At 60.9% G+C, this 15,005-nt stretch carries 17 protein-coding genes; 5 read left to right on the top strand and 12 right to left on the bottom strand.

The window, feature by feature from the left end:
• The first annotated feature begins 148 nt into the window (after positions 1 to 148).
• Positions 149 to 2,305: a TonB-dependent siderophore receptor gene (locus OU694_RS14200; RefSeq protein WP_308911671.1), complete on the top strand. Its 2,157-nt coding sequence runs from the start codon at positions 149 to 151 to the stop codon at positions 2,303 to 2,305.
• 162 nt (positions 2,306 to 2,467) lie between these two features.
• Positions 2,468 to 3,490, top strand: a complete 1,023-nt coding sequence (locus OU694_RS14195) for an FkbM family methyltransferase (RefSeq protein ID WP_308911670.1) — start codon at positions 2,468 to 2,470, stop codon at positions 3,488 to 3,490.
• Between the two features lie 120 nt (positions 3,491 to 3,610).
• Here the strand turns inward: OU694_RS14195 and OU694_RS14190 are convergent, their stop codons facing one another.
• The 6 genes from OU694_RS14190 to OU694_RS14165 all read right to left on the bottom strand — a co-directional run bounded on the left by OU694_RS14190 (position 3,611) and on the right by OU694_RS14165 (position 7,396).
• Entirely contained in the window at positions 3,611 to 3,886 is a 276-nt protein-coding gene (locus tag OU694_RS14190; protein WP_308911669.1) for a DUF3325 domain-containing protein, read from the bottom strand.
• On the bottom strand, positions 3,883 to 5,442 hold the full coding sequence (locus tag OU694_RS14185) for a PepSY-associated TM helix domain-containing protein (RefSeq protein ID WP_308911668.1): 1,560 nt from the start codon (positions 5,440 to 5,442) through the stop codon (positions 3,883 to 3,885). The genes OU694_RS14190 and OU694_RS14185 overlap by 4 nt, the downstream gene beginning before the upstream one ends.
• The gene (locus tag OU694_RS14180; protein WP_308911667.1) at positions 5,439 to 5,726 is read right to left on the bottom strand and encodes a hypothetical protein; all 288 of its coding nucleotides are present in this window, start codon (positions 5,724 to 5,726) and stop codon (positions 5,439 to 5,441) included. Before OU694_RS14180 ends, OU694_RS14185 begins: the two co-directional genes overlap by 4 nt.
• Positions 5,727 to 5,925: 199 nt before the next feature.
• Positions 5,926 to 6,237 carry a DUF2312 domain-containing protein gene (locus tag OU694_RS14175; protein ID WP_308911666.1) on the bottom strand — a complete coding sequence of 104 codons (312 nt, stop codon included), beginning with the start codon at positions 6,235 to 6,237 and terminating at the stop codon, positions 5,926 to 5,928.
• Positions 6,238 to 6,305: 68 nt separating this feature from the next.
• The gene (locus OU694_RS14170) at positions 6,306 to 6,629 is read right to left on the bottom strand and encodes a DUF1244 domain-containing protein (RefSeq protein WP_289503694.1); all 324 of its coding nucleotides are present in this window, start codon (positions 6,627 to 6,629) and stop codon (positions 6,306 to 6,308) included.
• The gene (locus OU694_RS14165; RefSeq protein ID WP_308911665.1) at positions 6,626 to 7,396 is read right to left on the bottom strand and encodes an N-formylglutamate amidohydrolase; all 771 of its coding nucleotides are present in this window, start codon (positions 7,394 to 7,396) and stop codon (positions 6,626 to 6,628) included. The genes OU694_RS14170 and OU694_RS14165 overlap by 4 nt, the downstream gene beginning before the upstream one ends.
• Positions 7,397 to 7,562: 166 nt before the next feature.
• Here OU694_RS14165 and pyk point away from each other — a divergent pair, with 166 nt between their 5' ends.
• Both pyk and OU694_RS14155 read left to right on the top strand, forming a co-directional pair.
• Positions 7,563 to 9,029: a pyruvate kinase gene (gene pyk / locus OU694_RS14160; RefSeq protein WP_308911664.1), complete on the top strand. Its 1,467-nt coding sequence runs from the start codon at positions 7,563 to 7,565 to the stop codon at positions 9,027 to 9,029.
• A gap of 77 nt (positions 9,030 to 9,106) precedes the next feature.
• Complete coding sequence (locus OU694_RS14155) at positions 9,107 to 9,811, top strand: sulfotransferase domain-containing protein (RefSeq protein WP_308911663.1); 705 nt, start codon at positions 9,107 to 9,109, stop codon at positions 9,809 to 9,811.
• 7 nt (positions 9,812 to 9,818) lie between these two features.
• Here the strand turns inward: OU694_RS14155 and OU694_RS14150 are convergent, their stop codons facing one another.
• Together OU694_RS14150 and ykgO are read right to left on the bottom strand one after the other, a co-directional pair.
• Positions 9,819 to 10,424 (bottom strand): HAD family hydrolase, encoded by a 606-nt coding sequence (locus tag OU694_RS14150; RefSeq protein WP_308911662.1) that lies wholly within the window; start codon positions 10,422 to 10,424, stop codon positions 9,819 to 9,821.
• A gap of 90 nt (positions 10,425 to 10,514) precedes the next feature.
• A complete protein-coding gene (gene ykgO, locus OU694_RS14145) occupies positions 10,515 to 10,640 on the bottom strand; it encodes a type B 50S ribosomal protein L36 (protein WP_121938607.1) in 126 nt (41 codons plus the stop codon).
• A 425-nt stretch (positions 10,641 to 11,065) separates the two neighbouring features.
• Between ykgO and OU694_RS14140 the strand changes: the two genes are divergently transcribed.
• Positions 11,066 to 12,190 (top strand): M14 family metallopeptidase, encoded by a 1,125-nt coding sequence (locus OU694_RS14140; protein WP_308911661.1) that lies wholly within the window; start codon positions 11,066 to 11,068, stop codon positions 12,188 to 12,190.
• A gap of 66 nt (positions 12,191 to 12,256) precedes the next feature.
• Here the strand turns inward: OU694_RS14140 and OU694_RS14135 are convergent, their stop codons facing one another.
• The 4 genes from OU694_RS14135 to OU694_RS14120 all read right to left on the bottom strand — a co-directional run bounded on the left by OU694_RS14135 (position 12,257) and on the right by OU694_RS14120 (position 14,842).
• Entirely contained in the window at positions 12,257 to 12,919 is a 663-nt protein-coding gene (locus OU694_RS14135; RefSeq protein WP_308911660.1) for an aquaporin, read from the bottom strand.
• A gap of 4 nt (positions 12,920 to 12,923) precedes the next feature.
• On the bottom strand, positions 12,924 to 13,421 hold the full coding sequence (locus OU694_RS14130) for an arsenate reductase ArsC (RefSeq protein WP_308911659.1): 498 nt from the start codon (positions 13,419 to 13,421) through the stop codon (positions 12,924 to 12,926).
• A 10-nt stretch (positions 13,422 to 13,431) separates the two neighbouring features.
• Entirely contained in the window at positions 13,432 to 13,767 is a 336-nt protein-coding gene (locus tag OU694_RS14125) for an ArsR/SmtB family transcription factor (RefSeq protein ID WP_308911658.1), read from the bottom strand.
• 88 nt (positions 13,768 to 13,855) lie between these two features.
• Positions 13,856 to 14,842 (bottom strand): DUF2336 domain-containing protein, encoded by a 987-nt coding sequence (locus OU694_RS14120; protein ID WP_308911657.1) that lies wholly within the window; start codon positions 14,840 to 14,842, stop codon positions 13,856 to 13,858.
• Positions 14,843 to 15,005: the final 163 nt, after the last annotated feature.

Genomic DNA, 15,005 nt, shown 5'->3' with positions numbered 1-15,005 from the left:
GCCGGGCGCATCCTTTTTTCGTAACCGCCTCAAAACTGTCATGAAAGGGCTGGACGCCTCTGATCCGACTCTATAAGAATGCAAATCATTCTTAATATCTGATAAGGCACCCACTCCCCAACGGGCGCCAAGGAGGAAAGGTCCGATCATGTCTTCTCTTACCCCCCATCACTCCCGCCATGCCCTGATGCTTTCGCTGATGGCATCCGCTGCACTCATCACCGTCCCCGCCGCAGCACAGGATGCTGCTGGCACCGATGACGCAGGCATCGAGGAAATCATCGTCGAGGGCAGCTACACGACCAACGAGCTGCTCGATTCCGCGACTGGCCTCGGCCTTTCGCCGCAGGACACGCCACAGTCCGTGAGCGTCATGACCTACCAGCGCATCGCCGACCAGAATCTGGATTCGCTGACTGATATCGTGATGAACGCCGTTGGTGTTTCCGCCAAGGAACTGGACAGCACCCGTTTCAGCTTCTCGGCGCGCGGCTTCGCGATCCAGAATTACCAGCTGGACGGTGTGCCGCTGGCATGGAGCCCCGGTGGCGATTCCGGCGAAACTCAAATCGACACCGCCCTTTATGAACGGATCGAAATCGTGCGCGGCGCCACCGGCCTCCTCACCGGTGCCGGTGATCCCTCGGCCTCGATCAACCTTGTGCGCAAATCCGCCAGTGCGCGCGAGTTCACCGGTTTCGTGTCGGTTGACGCCGCCAGCTGGGACACCTACGGCATCCTTGGCGATGTTGCGACACCGCTGAACGAAGCCGGCAGCATCCGCGCCCGCGTCGTTGCCCGCTATCAGGACGGTGACTCGTTCCGCGACTGGGGCAGCGACAAGAAGACCGTGCTGTATGGCACCATCGAAGCTGATCTTGCGGACAACCTCCTGCTGCGCGCCGGCGCCAGCTATCAGGACAACGATCCGCTTGGCTCCACATGGGGTGGCCTGCCCACATGGTATGCGGACGGCAGCCGCACGAACTGGGACCGCAAGAAATCGATCGCACCCGACTGGTCCTTCTGGGCTTCAGAGCGAACCAACTATTTCGCCACGCTCGACTATGATTTCGCCCCGGACTGGAGCCTGAAGCTCAATTTCAACCGCAACGAAACCTCGGCCGACCTGAAGCTTCTGTATCTTTTCGGTGTCCCGGACCGCGAAACGGGCGTCGGCCTTGGCGCTTCGCCGTACCGTGCCGATACGGAAAGCAACCAGGACAGCATCGATTTCCAGCTGCAAGGTGCCTTCAGCCTGTTTGGCCGCAAACATGACCTGGTGCTCGGCGGCCTGCACAGTAAACAAGCCACCGAAGGCTATACCTACGCCGCCAGCAATGTTTCTGCGATTGGCAACTTCAATGAATGGGATGGCTCCTACGCCGAGCCGACCTGGGGCAGTGAGGGCAGCCTCAGCGGCGACTATGACACCAAGCAAACCGGCTTCTATGCTGCGTCCCGCCTGAATGTCAGCGACGCATTCAAGATCGTCCTTGGCGGCCGTGTTTCCAAATGGAAGCAGGAAGGCGTCCTTTATGGTTCCACGCTCGACTATGGCGACAGCGGCGTCTTCATCCCCTATGCAGGCGCGCTTTATGATCTGACCGAGAATCACACGCTCTATGCCAGCTATACCGAGATTTTCGAGCCCCAGAATGCGCAGGACCGCAATGGCGACTTTCTGCCGCCGCTCGAGGGCAAGAACTATGAGATTGGCCTGAAAAGCACCTTCTTCGACGATGCCCTGCACACCACGGCAACCTTGTTCCTCGTACAGCAGGACAATCTGGCCCAGCCTGACCCCGGCCACCTGATCCCCGGCACCATTTTCGAGGCCTCCCGCGCCGCCAAGGGCACCGAAAGCAAGGGCTTCGAGTTTGAAGCCGTGGGTGAACTGGCAGAAGGCTGGAATGTCAGCCTCGGCTATACCCAGTTCAAGGCCGAGGATGCGGACGGCGTTGCAGTGAACACCTCGCAGCCGCGCAAGCTCCTGAAAGTCTTCTCCACCTACACCTTCCCGGGTGACTGGGACAAGCTGACCATCGGCGGCGGCGTGAACTGGGAAGGCCGCAACTACACCGACACCACAAACCCGGTGACCGGCAATGCCGAGCGGCTGGTGCAGAAATCCTATATCCTCGCCAACCTGATGGCCCGCTATGACATCTCGGAAGCGCTGTCGCTGCAAGCCAACGTCGAGAATCTCTTCGACAAGACCTATTACAGCCAGATCGGCTTCTACAGCCAGCTCGCTTACGGCGAACCGCGCCGCTTCACCGTCCGGGCCCGCTACTCCTTCTGAGCGGCCTGAAAACCAAACAAAAAGCCCCGGACAACATATCAGTTCGGGGCTTTTCCTATGGGCCTCCAACTTCTCAGCTGCGGCCACGTTAACGCTTGCTTTTCCTGTTCGCACAGGAGAGTCTGCAATCAGCACTCGTAATGATAGTAAGGACACTGGTTGATGACATTTCTCTCCCGACTCGAAGCCGTCGCGGCCGACCTGCGCTCTGGCCCGGTCTACCTATATGGCGCCGGCGGGATGGGAGCTGATTTCCTGGATTTTGCGAGAGAGAACAATACCGACATCGCGGGCTTTATCGATAGCAATCTGGACCGCGTCGGGACCGTCCATCATGGGCTGCCGATCGTCGAGCTGGAAATAGCGCGAGCAGCAAATGCGCATATTGTGATCACAACCTCGAAACATCTGGAAGTGCGTGCCCGGCTCGCGGACTATAGTGTCGGGCATGTGCTGCACACCAAGGCCGGTGCACTCGCGCTCTCGCCTGATACAATTGCACTTTACGACTACTTGGCCGATGAAGCGTCGCGAGAGACCTTAGCTTCGCTATTCGACTATTTTTGCGGGCATATTAGCCGCCCTGCACACAGTCTCTATCCCCAGTATCAGCATCCGACGCTCGACTTTCCGAACATCCGCACGATTGTAGATGCAGGGGCCTATGACGCCGGTGTATTCCGTCGCTTCCAGGGAATCTGCTCCGACAGAATGAAAGCCTATCTTTTTGAGCCCATTGCCAGCAATGCGGTCACCATACGCGCCACGATCGGCGATACCGAACAGGCCGTCGTGGTTCAGAAAGGCCTGTGGTCACACGAAACCGAACTTGTCTTTGAAGAAAGCCTGGCAGCCAGCAGGGCGCGCGCGGATCTTGACGACGGCATGCGGCTGCCGGTTGTCAACTTGGACAGCCTTGTTCTGGACGTCGATCTGATCAAGATGGATATAGAGGGGTCCGAGCAAAAGGCTCTCGAGGGTGCGGCCAAAACTATCAATCGTTGCTCACCCAATATGGCGATATCAATCTATCACAACTTCCGGGATTTCGTAGTTATTCCCAAGCTGCTAATCGAAAAGCTGCCGGATCACCGTTATTTTCTCGGCCATCACTACTCCCAGTCAGCCCCCTCGGGATATTTCATGGAATATGAGACCGTATTCTATGCCTTAAGAGCGGCATGAACCCAGCGACGTGTCTCAGACGCCTACGTTCAGTGTGGTGCACCTGACTCGCGGCGACATGGAGCGGCAGCAAAACCCTCATGATCGAACTTTGATTACCCAGCGCTTATCTTCATTCGCTCAGGCGCGCTGCGTGCGCCAACTGATCAAGAGGATCAGTATCCAGGCCGCGAGGCTCATGTAACCAAGCCAGCTAATAACCCCATAAGCCCAGCCAAGCGACCATGTTGCCTGCAAGAAGGATAGCCCCAACAGGCAAAAGCCGGTGAGCCGTAACGCACACACCCCGCCTTCCGACAAGGCCCGCCCCAGAAGATCACGCTGGTGGCGTGGCATCGCGAGGCAAAGGGCGATAAAACCCGCAAGCGACAGGATGGTGCCGACGATATGGCTCATGACAGCGCCTCCGCCGGCTTGGCGCCACGAACACGCGGGGTTCGCTCTCGGGGCCTGTGCAGGGCGAGCCTGCGGGCCGCTAGGCCGATAAGCACTGCAAAGAAAAGCATGCTCAGATCAAAGCCCGCAAACACCCAGTCGCCCTTCGTCAGGCTGGCCAGCAGATGCCGGCTGGTCGTCAACGCATTGACAAGCGGAACAGCGGCATAGAGGCAGGCGCCAGCCGCCATCACCTCAACCCATGCCCGCTTCACCGGGCGTCCGACGGCCCAAACAAGGCTCGCCCCCCACAGGATGAACAGGCAGTGGATTTCCCATTCGGCACGGGCTTCGAGATCAAGGGGCAGCAGCCAGTTCGCGATAAAATAACCCGCGACAGCAGCAGGCAGCCCGGCAACGGTCGCTACATTCAGCCGTTCCACCAGCCGAAAGCCGAAATGAGGCCGGTCGGGATCCTCCAGTTTCTGGCGGCGCTTCACGGTCCAGAGCACAAGGCCGCTGCCGACCATGATGGTGCCACCAACCCCGGACAGGAAATAGAGCCAGCGCAGTGCGGGGCCGGCGAACCGACCGGCATGTAGCCCCACCATCACACTTTCGGTTTCGCGGGCGGCGCCCCGCGCGGGCGGCGTCGAAAGAAGCGCCCCTGAAACCCCGTCGAACACCAGCCGTTCCGCGCGCGTGCCAACGGTATCACCCGGCGAGCGGAAAACCATGATGCGCGCAGCCGTGTCGCCGGGATTGCTCACCTGTGCGGTACCGAGATGTCCGTCCGGCCAATAGGAAAGGGCGTCTTCCAGCACCGGGCGCAGTGGCGTGAGGGGTGCTGCAACACCCGTTGCCTCCATAGCATCCTGCGGGAACAACGCTTCGAAATAAGTGCCGCTATCCGCATAGTTGGCGGCAATCGCCCAGGGCATATAGAGCGTCGCGAGGGTGACGAGACCGGTGTAAGTGATCATCAGATGGAACGGCAGTGCCATCACAGCCGTGACATTATGGGCATCAAGCCAGCTGCGCTGCCCCTTGCCGAAGCGCAGCATGAAAAAGTCAGCGAAAATCTTCTTGTGGGTGACCACGCCCGACAGGATGGCAATCAGCATGAACATGGCAGCCACGCCAACCAGGTACCGCGCCCAGATGACCGGCATGTAATGCAGATCGAAATGGAACCGGTACAGGAAATTGCCGCCGCGCGTATCGCGCAGCTCAACTTCCGTGCCCTGACCATCGAGCGTTGCACTGCGGCCACGCCCGCCTCCCTCATCGCTCGGCGCCGGACGCCAGAAGACATTCGTCACCACCTGCCGCTCGCTTGTCGGCGTGATGAACCAAGAGGGCGAGTTCGGCGCCTTTTCCCGCAAATAGGCAGCCGCACCTATCGCCGAGTCAATAGGGTCTGCCTCACCCTCAATTTCGGGCTGCATCCACCGTGTGATCTCGTCGTTGAAATAGGCGGCGGTACCGGTCAGGAACATTGCAAAGAGCAACCAGCCAAGCAGGAGCTCAGTCCAGGTGTGCAGCCATGCCATGGATTGCCGCAGGCCCGCCTTCATAGCCGCCCCCATGCCCGAAGCGAAAGCCAGAGGATAACGCCGAGCAGGGCCGACCAGCCTGCCATCAGAACATAGACCCGAAGTACCGACCTGGCCGCAAAGACCCACATGGCGAGAAGAGCAAAGACCAGAAAGCAGGAAAGCGTCGCCGTCATGCTCGCCTCGCTCGGGGCGAACGGCAGCAAGCGCGCCATCACGCCTGCGATGAGCGAGGTCAGAAGGTAATTGCCGCCGGTCGCAGCAATCGTGCGCAGTATCACCTGCCAGACCGCCAACCACCGCACGATTGCAGACTGCCTGCCTGACACTGCTGCTCTTGCCACCTCTGTTTGCTCCGTCCTGTCACACTAACGGGCCGACCATATAGCTACTGATAATCATTTGCAATATATGATCCACCCTCCCCTCGCAAGGACACCAACAAAAAGGGCACCCGAAGGTGCCCCATCTCGATTCTCTGCATAGATGCCGCGACAGACGAGCTTATTCAGCCGCGTCGGCATCCATGTCCATGTCATCGGCTTGCGAGGGTGCCGTACGGGTCGGCAGGTCGCCGCCTTCGATGGCGTGCAGGTAAACGTCAATCAGCGATTCCTGCTCCTGACGGTCGGCCGCATCCATCTTGCGGATGGAGATCACCTTGCGCATGATCTTGGTATCGAAGCCCACGGCCTTGGCCTGTGCATAGACTTCCTTGATATCCTCGGCGATGCCTTTTTTCTCTTCTTCAAGGCGTTCGATGCGCTCGATATAGGAGCGGAGCTGTTCGCCCGCGACGCCGCCTGCTTGTACCATGGTCATACTCCTTGAAAGGCCGTGTTCTCAAATGTTGGCGCGCACCATAGCGGGTGCCGGGATGGGCTTCAACGGCCTTCCCGCATCGCCTTGTTTTTAGCCACACTCTCGTCCATCAGGGCGAGCTGTTCGGGGGTGGCGGGCGTCTGGTAGGCTGCCTTGTAGGTGTCGTAGGGCATGCCATAGATGGCCTCGCGTGCCGTATCCTTGTCCATCGTCACGCCCATCGCATTGGCGGCCTCGGCGTACCAGTCGGACAGGCAGTTGCGACAGAAGCCGGCGTGCCCCATCAGGTCGATATTCTGCACATCGGTGCGGACCGAGAGATGCTCGATGAGGCGGCGGAACACGGCGGCTTCGATCGATTTCTGTTCATTCACGGTGGGCGTCATGGAAATACTTTCGGGGTGATGAGATCGGGGCGCGTCATGCACTCGTCCAACAGGTCGGCAAGGAGCGCCGCCCACTGGTCGATCTCGTGTTCATTGGCCATCAGGTCCTGCCTGATTTCGATGGTCGTCTGCGCAAGGCCGCGATCTGCACCGTGGCGCTGCATTGTATAATAAAGGGCCTTGCCGGAGTAAGGCTCGTTGTCGCCGACAATAAGGCCGGTCTCGCGCTCCACAAGGCCGATCATGGCCTGCGCCAGCCGCGGATCACGGTTCCACAGGAAGCCGATGGCCCACGGCCGCGGCGCGCCGTTCATCGCGGGCGTGAAACTGTGGATACCAACAACCAGCGGATTGACGCCGGCCTTCTGGTGCGCGTCGATCACGCTTTCGCACGCCGCATGGAAAGGCCGCCAATAGGCATCGATGCGGGCCGCACGGGCGGCGCCCGAAAGGCCCTGATTGGCCGGCACTCGCACCCCGTCGCTGACCTCCGGGATAAGGCCAGCCTGACCCGTATCCCGGTTCACATCGATCACCAGCCGGCTCACTTTCTGGATGACACCGGCAACCCCCATCATCTCGCACATCCGGCGCGTCACGGCCTCGGCGCCGATGTCCCATGCGATATGATCCTGCATGGCAGCCGCAGGTACGCCCAAATCGCCGATTTCTGCGGGTACCGCGTTCGAAGCGTGGTCACATAGAAGCACCAGGGGCGCCTTCGCATCGAAGTTGAGGATTTCCGGGGAGATGGGGGTCAGTTGCATCAGGGCCTGTCCTGCAATTGGTCTTATTGTCACCCCTTAAGCCCCGGTGCTGACGCCAGAATTTCACTGGACCGACGGGGCGTTTGGCGGCAGCATAGCGGCCAAATTAGCCGGCTGATTCGGCAAGTCAACACCCGCCCCTTCTGCCGGCCTTTCCGGAGGCCATATGTCAGCGATCACACCCCTTATCCGCCGCCAGCGCAAGACCCGCATTGTCGCCACGCTCGGCCCGGCGTCTTCGAGCCTTGAGCGTATCCGCGCCCTGTTCCTTGCAGGCGTCGATGTGTTCCGGCTGAACATGAGCCACGGCGAGCATGAGGACAAGATCAAGCTGATCGACGCGATCCGCACGGTGGAGACCGAGTTTTCGCACCCGATCGCCATCCTGGCGGACCTGCAAGGCCCGAAACTGAGGATCGGTTCCTTCGCTGGCGGCAAGGCGATGATCGAGGAAGGATCGAATTTCCGGCTTGACCTCGACACCGACAAGCCGGGCGACGCCACCCGCGTGAGCCTGCCCCACCGCGAGATTTTCGAAGCCATCAAGGTTGGCACCCATATCCTGTTGGATGACGGCAAGGTACGGCTTGAGGTGAAGGATGTGCTGCCCGATCACGCCAACTGCCGCGTGCTTGTGGGCGGTCAGCTTTCCGACCGCAAGGGCGTGAACGTACCCAACGCCATCCTGCCGCTCGCCGCCCTCACCGACAAGGACCGCCGCGACCTCGCCTTCGCGCTGAAGCATGGCTGCGACTGGATCGCCCTTTCTTTCGTGCAGCGCGCCGACGACGTGGCCGAGGCCAAGAAGCTGGTTGGCCGCAAGGCTGCTGTGATGGCCAAGATCGAAAAGCCTGCAGCCGTCACCTCGCTTGACGATATCCTCGATCTCGCGGACGGCGTGATGGTGGCGCGCGGTGACCTTGGCGTTGAAGAACCGGCCGAGAATGTGCCCGGCATCCAGAAACGTATCGTGAAGGCCGCCCGCCTTGCCGGCAAGCCGGTGGTGGTGGCAACCCAGATGCTCGAATCCATGATCAAGTCGCCGGTGCCGACCCGCGCCGAGGTTTCGGACGTGGCAACCGCCGTGGCGGACGGCGCCGATGCCGTAATGCTGTCGGCGGAATCGGCCGTGGGTGACTATGGCGACGAAGCTGTGCGCGTGATGGACCGCGTGGCTCGCAAGGTGGAAGGCGAAGCTGATTACATGAACAGCCCGTCGGATCTTCGCATGAACCCGAATTCGACGAGCGAGGACGCTATCACCGCCGCCGCGCGGCAGGTGGCCCGCACCGTGGGCGCCAAGGCGATCGTGACCTTCACCTCGTCGGGTGCGACCGCCCTGCGCGCTGCCCGCGAACGGCCGAGCGTACCGATCCTGACCCTGACCCCGAAGATCCAGACCGCCCGCCGGCTGGCCCTCGGCTGGGGCCTGCACTGCGTGAAGACGCAGGATGTGGACACGTTCGAGGAAATGATCGGCAAGTCGAAGCGCATGGCGCTCCGGCACGATCTGGCCCAGCCAGGCGACCGCATCGTGGTGACGGCTGGCGTGCCCTTTGGTACCCCCGGCGCCACCAACGTGCTGCATATCGCGTGGGTCGGCCATGACGAGTTGAAGGGCCGCAAGCAGTAGCCGCAGGTTCTGCACCAACGGTCAACCGCGACCTTATCCGCTGTATCGGCGCCTACCACAAGGCCGGTACGATCTGGATGCGGGATGTCTTTACAGCGATTGCAGCAAGGCTCGGGCTTGATTTCGTCAACACGCCCTCAAGCGCCATTGGCACGGCCGCGCCGCAGCGCGGTATGATCTATTTCCAGCGGGACTGCCGTTTTCTCGATGCGTTTGACAGGGATGACGTGCGCGGCTTCCGCATCGTCCGCGATCCCCGCGATATCGTGATATCCGGCGCGCATTATCACATGAAATCAGCCGAACCCTGGCTGCATGTGAAGAAGGATTGCTTCGGCGACCGCAGCTATCAGGAAATGATCAATAGCCTTGCCGGTCAGGACGAACGCTACCGGTTCGAGATGAACAATTTCAGCCGCGGCACGATCCGCAGCATGGCCATCGCACGCGGCAACAGGGCAATGCGCGACCTCATCGAGCGGCGCTTCCTGACGGTGCGGTATGAAGACCTGATCGAGGATGTGGAGGCGACCACATTCCGAAGCATCTGCACCCACCTCGACCTGCCCTTTGATATCTGCGCGCCGATTCTTGTGGAAAATTCCCTGTTCGGGCAAAGCGTCAGGAAAGACCATGTGCGCTCGGGCAAAAAGGAACAATGGACCGGTGCTTTCACCCGCGATTTCGCCCGCGAGTTTGCAGACGCGCACCAGCCCGCGCTCGAAAAGCTCGGTTACGAGAAAAACAGGGACTGGATCGAGCGCTGCCCCGACAAGGCCTGACGCGCCGTCAGATGAGACCTGTTTCTGCGAGCGTCGCTTCCAGCCCTTCGGGCCCCGTGAAGACATGGCCCCGGAAACCGAGCGCCTCGGCAGCCCTCACATTCTCGTCGCGGTCGTCGATGAAGAGCGTTTCGGCAGGGGTGAGGCCGTAGCGGCTGGCGAGCCGCTCGAAGATCGCGGGATCGGGCTTCACGAGGCGTTCCTCGCCCGAGACGACCACACCATCAAACAGTTTCACGAAGGCATAATCGCGGGCGAACGCCACCCATTTCTCGGCGGAGAAATTGGTGAGGCCGTAAAGCGGCACGCCCTTCGCCTTCAGCCGTTCCATCAGAGCAACGGTGCCTTCGATGACCGGCCCGATAGTCTCGTCCCAGCGCTCGTCAAAGGCGCGGATCAGGTCGGCATGGTCAGGATGTTGTTCAGACAAGATACGGACACCTTCGGCAAAGGGTCGGCCCTTGTCGTGGTGTGTGTGCCATTCGAGCGTGACGATATCGGTGAGGAACCGGTCAAGCTCCGCCGCATCGGGAATGAGCTTGGAATACAGGAGACGCGGGTCCCAGCGGACCAGCACATTGCCGATATCGAAAACAACAGCGGTGATTCGCACGTCTCAAGCCCCCCTCAAATGACGACGCCGCGCGACTCGGTTGAGACGCACGGCGCGAAAACCTGCCAGCAAAAAGCTGGCGGCGTCGGCTCAGCCCTGGCGGGCTTTGAAGCGACGCTGGGTCTTGTTGATAACGTAGATGCGGCCTTTACGGCGGATCACGCGGTTGTCGCGGTGACGGCCTTTCAGCGACTTCAGGCTGTTACGGATCTTCATAATGTATCTCTCTAACTCTGCAGTTGACAGAACCTTCTGAACCACCGCCACTTTCGGCCGCTATCCGGAAGGCAGGACCTGCATCGCTGCCGATCCTCGAATCCATTGGCGGCGGACCATATAGGCGAGCCCCGGTACTGTCAAGGGTCGGAACCGGTGAAAAATGACTGCTGGCGCACGGGCTTCATCCCGCTGCCGGCCCCCGGACAAAATGGAGGCGTCCCCCATGCCCGGCAGGACGCCCCAATTCCCCCGTTCAGATAGCGGGGGTGTCCGCTCACGCCTTAGCGTCAGTAACGATGATAGTACCAGAGCGGCCCTAACGAGTCACGGCCTTTCGCCCGGAATTCTGCGCCTTTCCGCAATTGACGGCGGCGGCGCGGCAGGCTAGCAAGACGCATCGGACAGAAGAAAAGGAACGGTCCATGATCATCACCAGCGCCTTCGATAGCGGCAATATCGAGGTCATTCAGGCAGATAGCCCTTCGAACATCCGGCTTGCGATCCGCAAAGACCATATGTCCGATTTCCAGCAATGGTTCCATTTCCGCCTGTCCGGCGTTGCCGAAACGCCGTGCAAGCTGGTGATCGAAAATGCAGGTGATTCCGCCTATCCCGAAGGCTGGCCCGGCTATCAGGCGCGCGCGTCCTATGACCGCGAAACCTGGTTCCAGATCCCGACAAGCTACGCAAACGGCAAACTGACCTTCGAAATCGAGCCCGATCAGGACAGCGTCTGGTTCGCCTACTTCGCCCCCTATTCGATGGAGCGCCATGCTGACCTCATCGCCGAGGCCGCCCAGTCGCCGCTCGTGAAGACGCATGTTCTGGGCCTCACGCTCGACGGTCAGGCGATGGACCTCATCGAGCTTGGCCACGGCGCAGAAGGCCGCAAGAAGGTGTGGCTGATCGCCCGCCAGCACCCCGGCGAGACAATGGCCGAATGGTGGATGGAAGGGGCACTCGACGTGCTTCTCGACCCCGACAATCCGGTCGCCGCAAAGCTCCTGCAGAAAGCGCATTTCTATATCGTGCCGAATATGTGCCCGGACGGATCGAAGCGCGGCCACCTGCGCACCAACGCGGCGGGCGTGAACCTCAACCGTGCCTGGGCTGAGCCCGACATGGAAACGAGCCCCGAGGTATATCTGGTGCGCCAGAAGATGCTGGAGACGGGTGTGGATATCCATATGGACGTCCACGGCGACGAAGCGCTGCCGGTGAATTTCCTGGCGGGTTACGAAACGATCCCGAACCTCGATCCCGCGCATTATCAGCGGTTTCTCGATTTCGAGGAAAGCCTCTGCCTCATCTCCCCCGATTTTCAGCGCGAGCGCGGCTATGAAAAGGGCGAGGCAAATTCAAGCGACCTGAAGAAATGCACCGACTGGACGGCGCACCAGTTCAAGGCGCTCGCCATGACGCTTGAAATGCCCTTCAAGGACAATGACCTGCTGCCAAACCCCGACGAGGGCTGGAGCCCGGCCCGCGCCATCGCGCTCGGTCGGTCCTGCATGTCCGCAGTTCTCGAGGCCGTGGAACGGGGCTAAGACCCTGCTGTCATGCCGGGCTTGACCCGGCATCCAGCGGTGCCTGCATCAAGCATGGACCCCGGATCAAGTCCGGGGTGACGGGCTTGCCAGCTTGTACACCCCGAGCGCGAGAAACGCCCCCACAAGCTGGGCGGCGATGAAGCCGACAACATCGTTCGGCGCTATCCCCGAGAAGGTATCGGTGAAGCTGCGGGCGATGGTGACGGCAGGGTTCGCGAAGCTTGTGGAAGCGGTGAACCAGTAGCCAGCGGTGATAAAAAGGCCAACGGCCATGGGCACAGCCTCGGGCCGGGCGCGCGCGACCCAGAGGATCGTCGACAGAAGGCCGAAGGTCGCCACCCCTTCACTCAGCCAGATGGCGCGGCCAGTGCGGATGTGCTGGCTTTCCTGCAGGATAGGCATATCGAACATGGCGTGGGCGATGATAACGCCCGCCACTGCCGCCATCACCTGCACAAGCAGGTAACCCGCCATTTCAGCCCGGTTGATGTCGCCCCGTGCCCGCATCACCAAGGTGACGGCGGGGTTGAAATGCGCGCCAGACACCTGCCCGAACATCAGGATCAACACCACAAGGATAGCGCCGGTTGCGAGCGTATTGCCAAGGAGGGCGATGGCGTCGTTTCCATCCGCCAGCCGCTCCCCCATGATGCCGGAACCGACAACGGTAGCGAGGAGAAGCGCGGTGCCAATGGCTTCGGCCGTCAGTTTGCGGGCAAGCGACATCAGGTCAGCCCTCCACCGGTGCAAGCTGCACCAGAAGGTCGCGCCGCTCGGCCGCGTTCATGCTTTCCAGCGGATGCGACAGAAGCTCGGCCACGCGGCCCGAGAAATCCTTGTAAAGCGCATCGAAGGCAGCCGCCTTCGCGGCCGGGTCCGGAATATGGGCGGGGTCCGGGTAACCCCAGTGTGCGCGCACGGGTGCCCCCGGCCACACGGGGCAGGCCTCACCCGCCGCAGACGAGCAAACGGTGATCACCATATCCATTTTGGGGGCGCCTTCACCTGCGAACTCGTCCCAGCTTTTGGACCGGAAAGCGGACGTATCGATCCCGGCTTCCACGAGCCGCGCGATGGCCGCCGGGTTCGGCTTGCCGGTCGGCTGGCTGCCGGCGCTGTAGGCCCGGATGCGGCCCTGCCCCAGATGATTGAAGACCGCTTCGCCGACGATCGAGCGCGCGGAATTCCCGGTGCACAGCACAAGGACATTGAGCATCTTTTCGGTCACGATGGTTTCCTCACGGGCATTTGCAGGCAAGTGTATCGATGACGGGCTGGCAAAGCTCCGGCTTGCCGCCGCAGCATTCCTCCATGAGGAAGCCCAAGAGCCCCCTCACCCCGTCGAAATCGGCAAAATAACGGATCGCGCGGCCTTCCCGCTCGTTGCGGATCAGCCCGGCGCGCAAAAGTATACTCAGGTTGGTGGACATGGTGTTCTGGCGCACGCCCAGCCTGTCGGCCACCTCGCCCGCTAGCATGCCGGCAGCCCCCGCCTGCACCAGCAGGCGGAAGACCTCCAGCCGGGTTTCCTGGCTGAGGGCGGCGAAGGCAGAAAGGCTCTGATTAATATCCATATATCAAGATATATAGATATTAATGGCAAAGGCAAGTGCCTTCCGGTGCCCTGCGACACCAGACAGCGATATTGATTTCAAACCGTGATCAGCCTTCGCCGGCGAGACCCGAAGACGGCGCTGCATTGTCGTTGGTGCCGTGGGCGCCTTCGACATAAAGCTTGCGGGCGATATTGAGGAAACGCGGCGCCATCGCCTTTGACACGCCAATCCGTTTCATCAGGTCCACAAAATCCTGCGCCTTCTTCAGGTTCAGGGCTTCACGCACCTGGATGATCGGCAAGCCGGCCTCCAGCGCGAAAGAGCTTTCAAGGAAAGCGGCACTGCCACGCTCGGCCATTTCGGCGACCAGAAGGTGGGTCAGGCGCTTCTGCTTGCGCATGTCGTTGACGAGCGCATGCACTTGCTGCGGAGCCGCGTTCGCAATCTGTTGCCACAGCGCCTCGATGCGGCTGCCGCCGGCGATCTTCTCGGCGAGCGTGCCATCGACGGCATAATGCTGCATCAGCGTGTCGCGGCAGTGATCGGAAACCTTGTCGATGATCTGCTCGACCACCACAAGCGGCAGGTCGGCCCGCGCTGAAAGCTGGTCCATCAGGCGGCGGTCGCCCCCGAAGCGGCCAACCACGGCATCGCAAGCTTCCTGGGTGAGGCCGACACTGTCGTTTCGCACCAGCGTGGTCACGCCCGGCGCTTCGGAATGCTCGGCCAGCGCCTTGACGGCAAGGCCGCCAAGATCGGGCCGGCGGGCAATCGTCACGCGGGCATGTTCCGCCAGCGACGGGATGAGTGCGGCCAGCGTTTCATCATTGAAAGCATGGGTCGAGGAAAGGAAAGGCGATGCCACATCTTCCACATCGCGGGCAATCTTTTCAGCGAGATCAGAGGGCAGAACATCGCAGTGACGCAGTTCGAACGCCAGCACCTCACGCACCTGCGTGGAAAGATCGCGGGCCAGAAGGCGTGCAACATCCTCCACGGCAATGCGGTCGTCATCGGACTGCGAGCCATTGAGGAACTTGGCCACACGCTTGGCCAGCATCATTTTTTCAAGCTTGACGGAATCGATCAGCATTACCCTGCACCGTTCTAAAGTTCGCCAACTTTTGCCTGAAATAGCGCTTTGCGCTGTTCTATTTCGAGACACATACTGGCACAGGGAAATTAATATTTCGCGTACAGGTCGATAAAAAACGAAGAAAAAACCGGCGACCAGTTGTGGCCGCCGGCAAGTGGGC

This window comes from Pseudokordiimonas caeni, assembly GCF_026719705.1.
Taxonomy (GTDB): Bacteria; Pseudomonadota; Alphaproteobacteria; order Sphingomonadales; family Kordiimonadaceae; genus Gimibacter; species Gimibacter caeni.
Note: the sequence above shows the minus strand (reverse complement) of the source record. Positions and strands in the feature narration are given on the sequence as shown.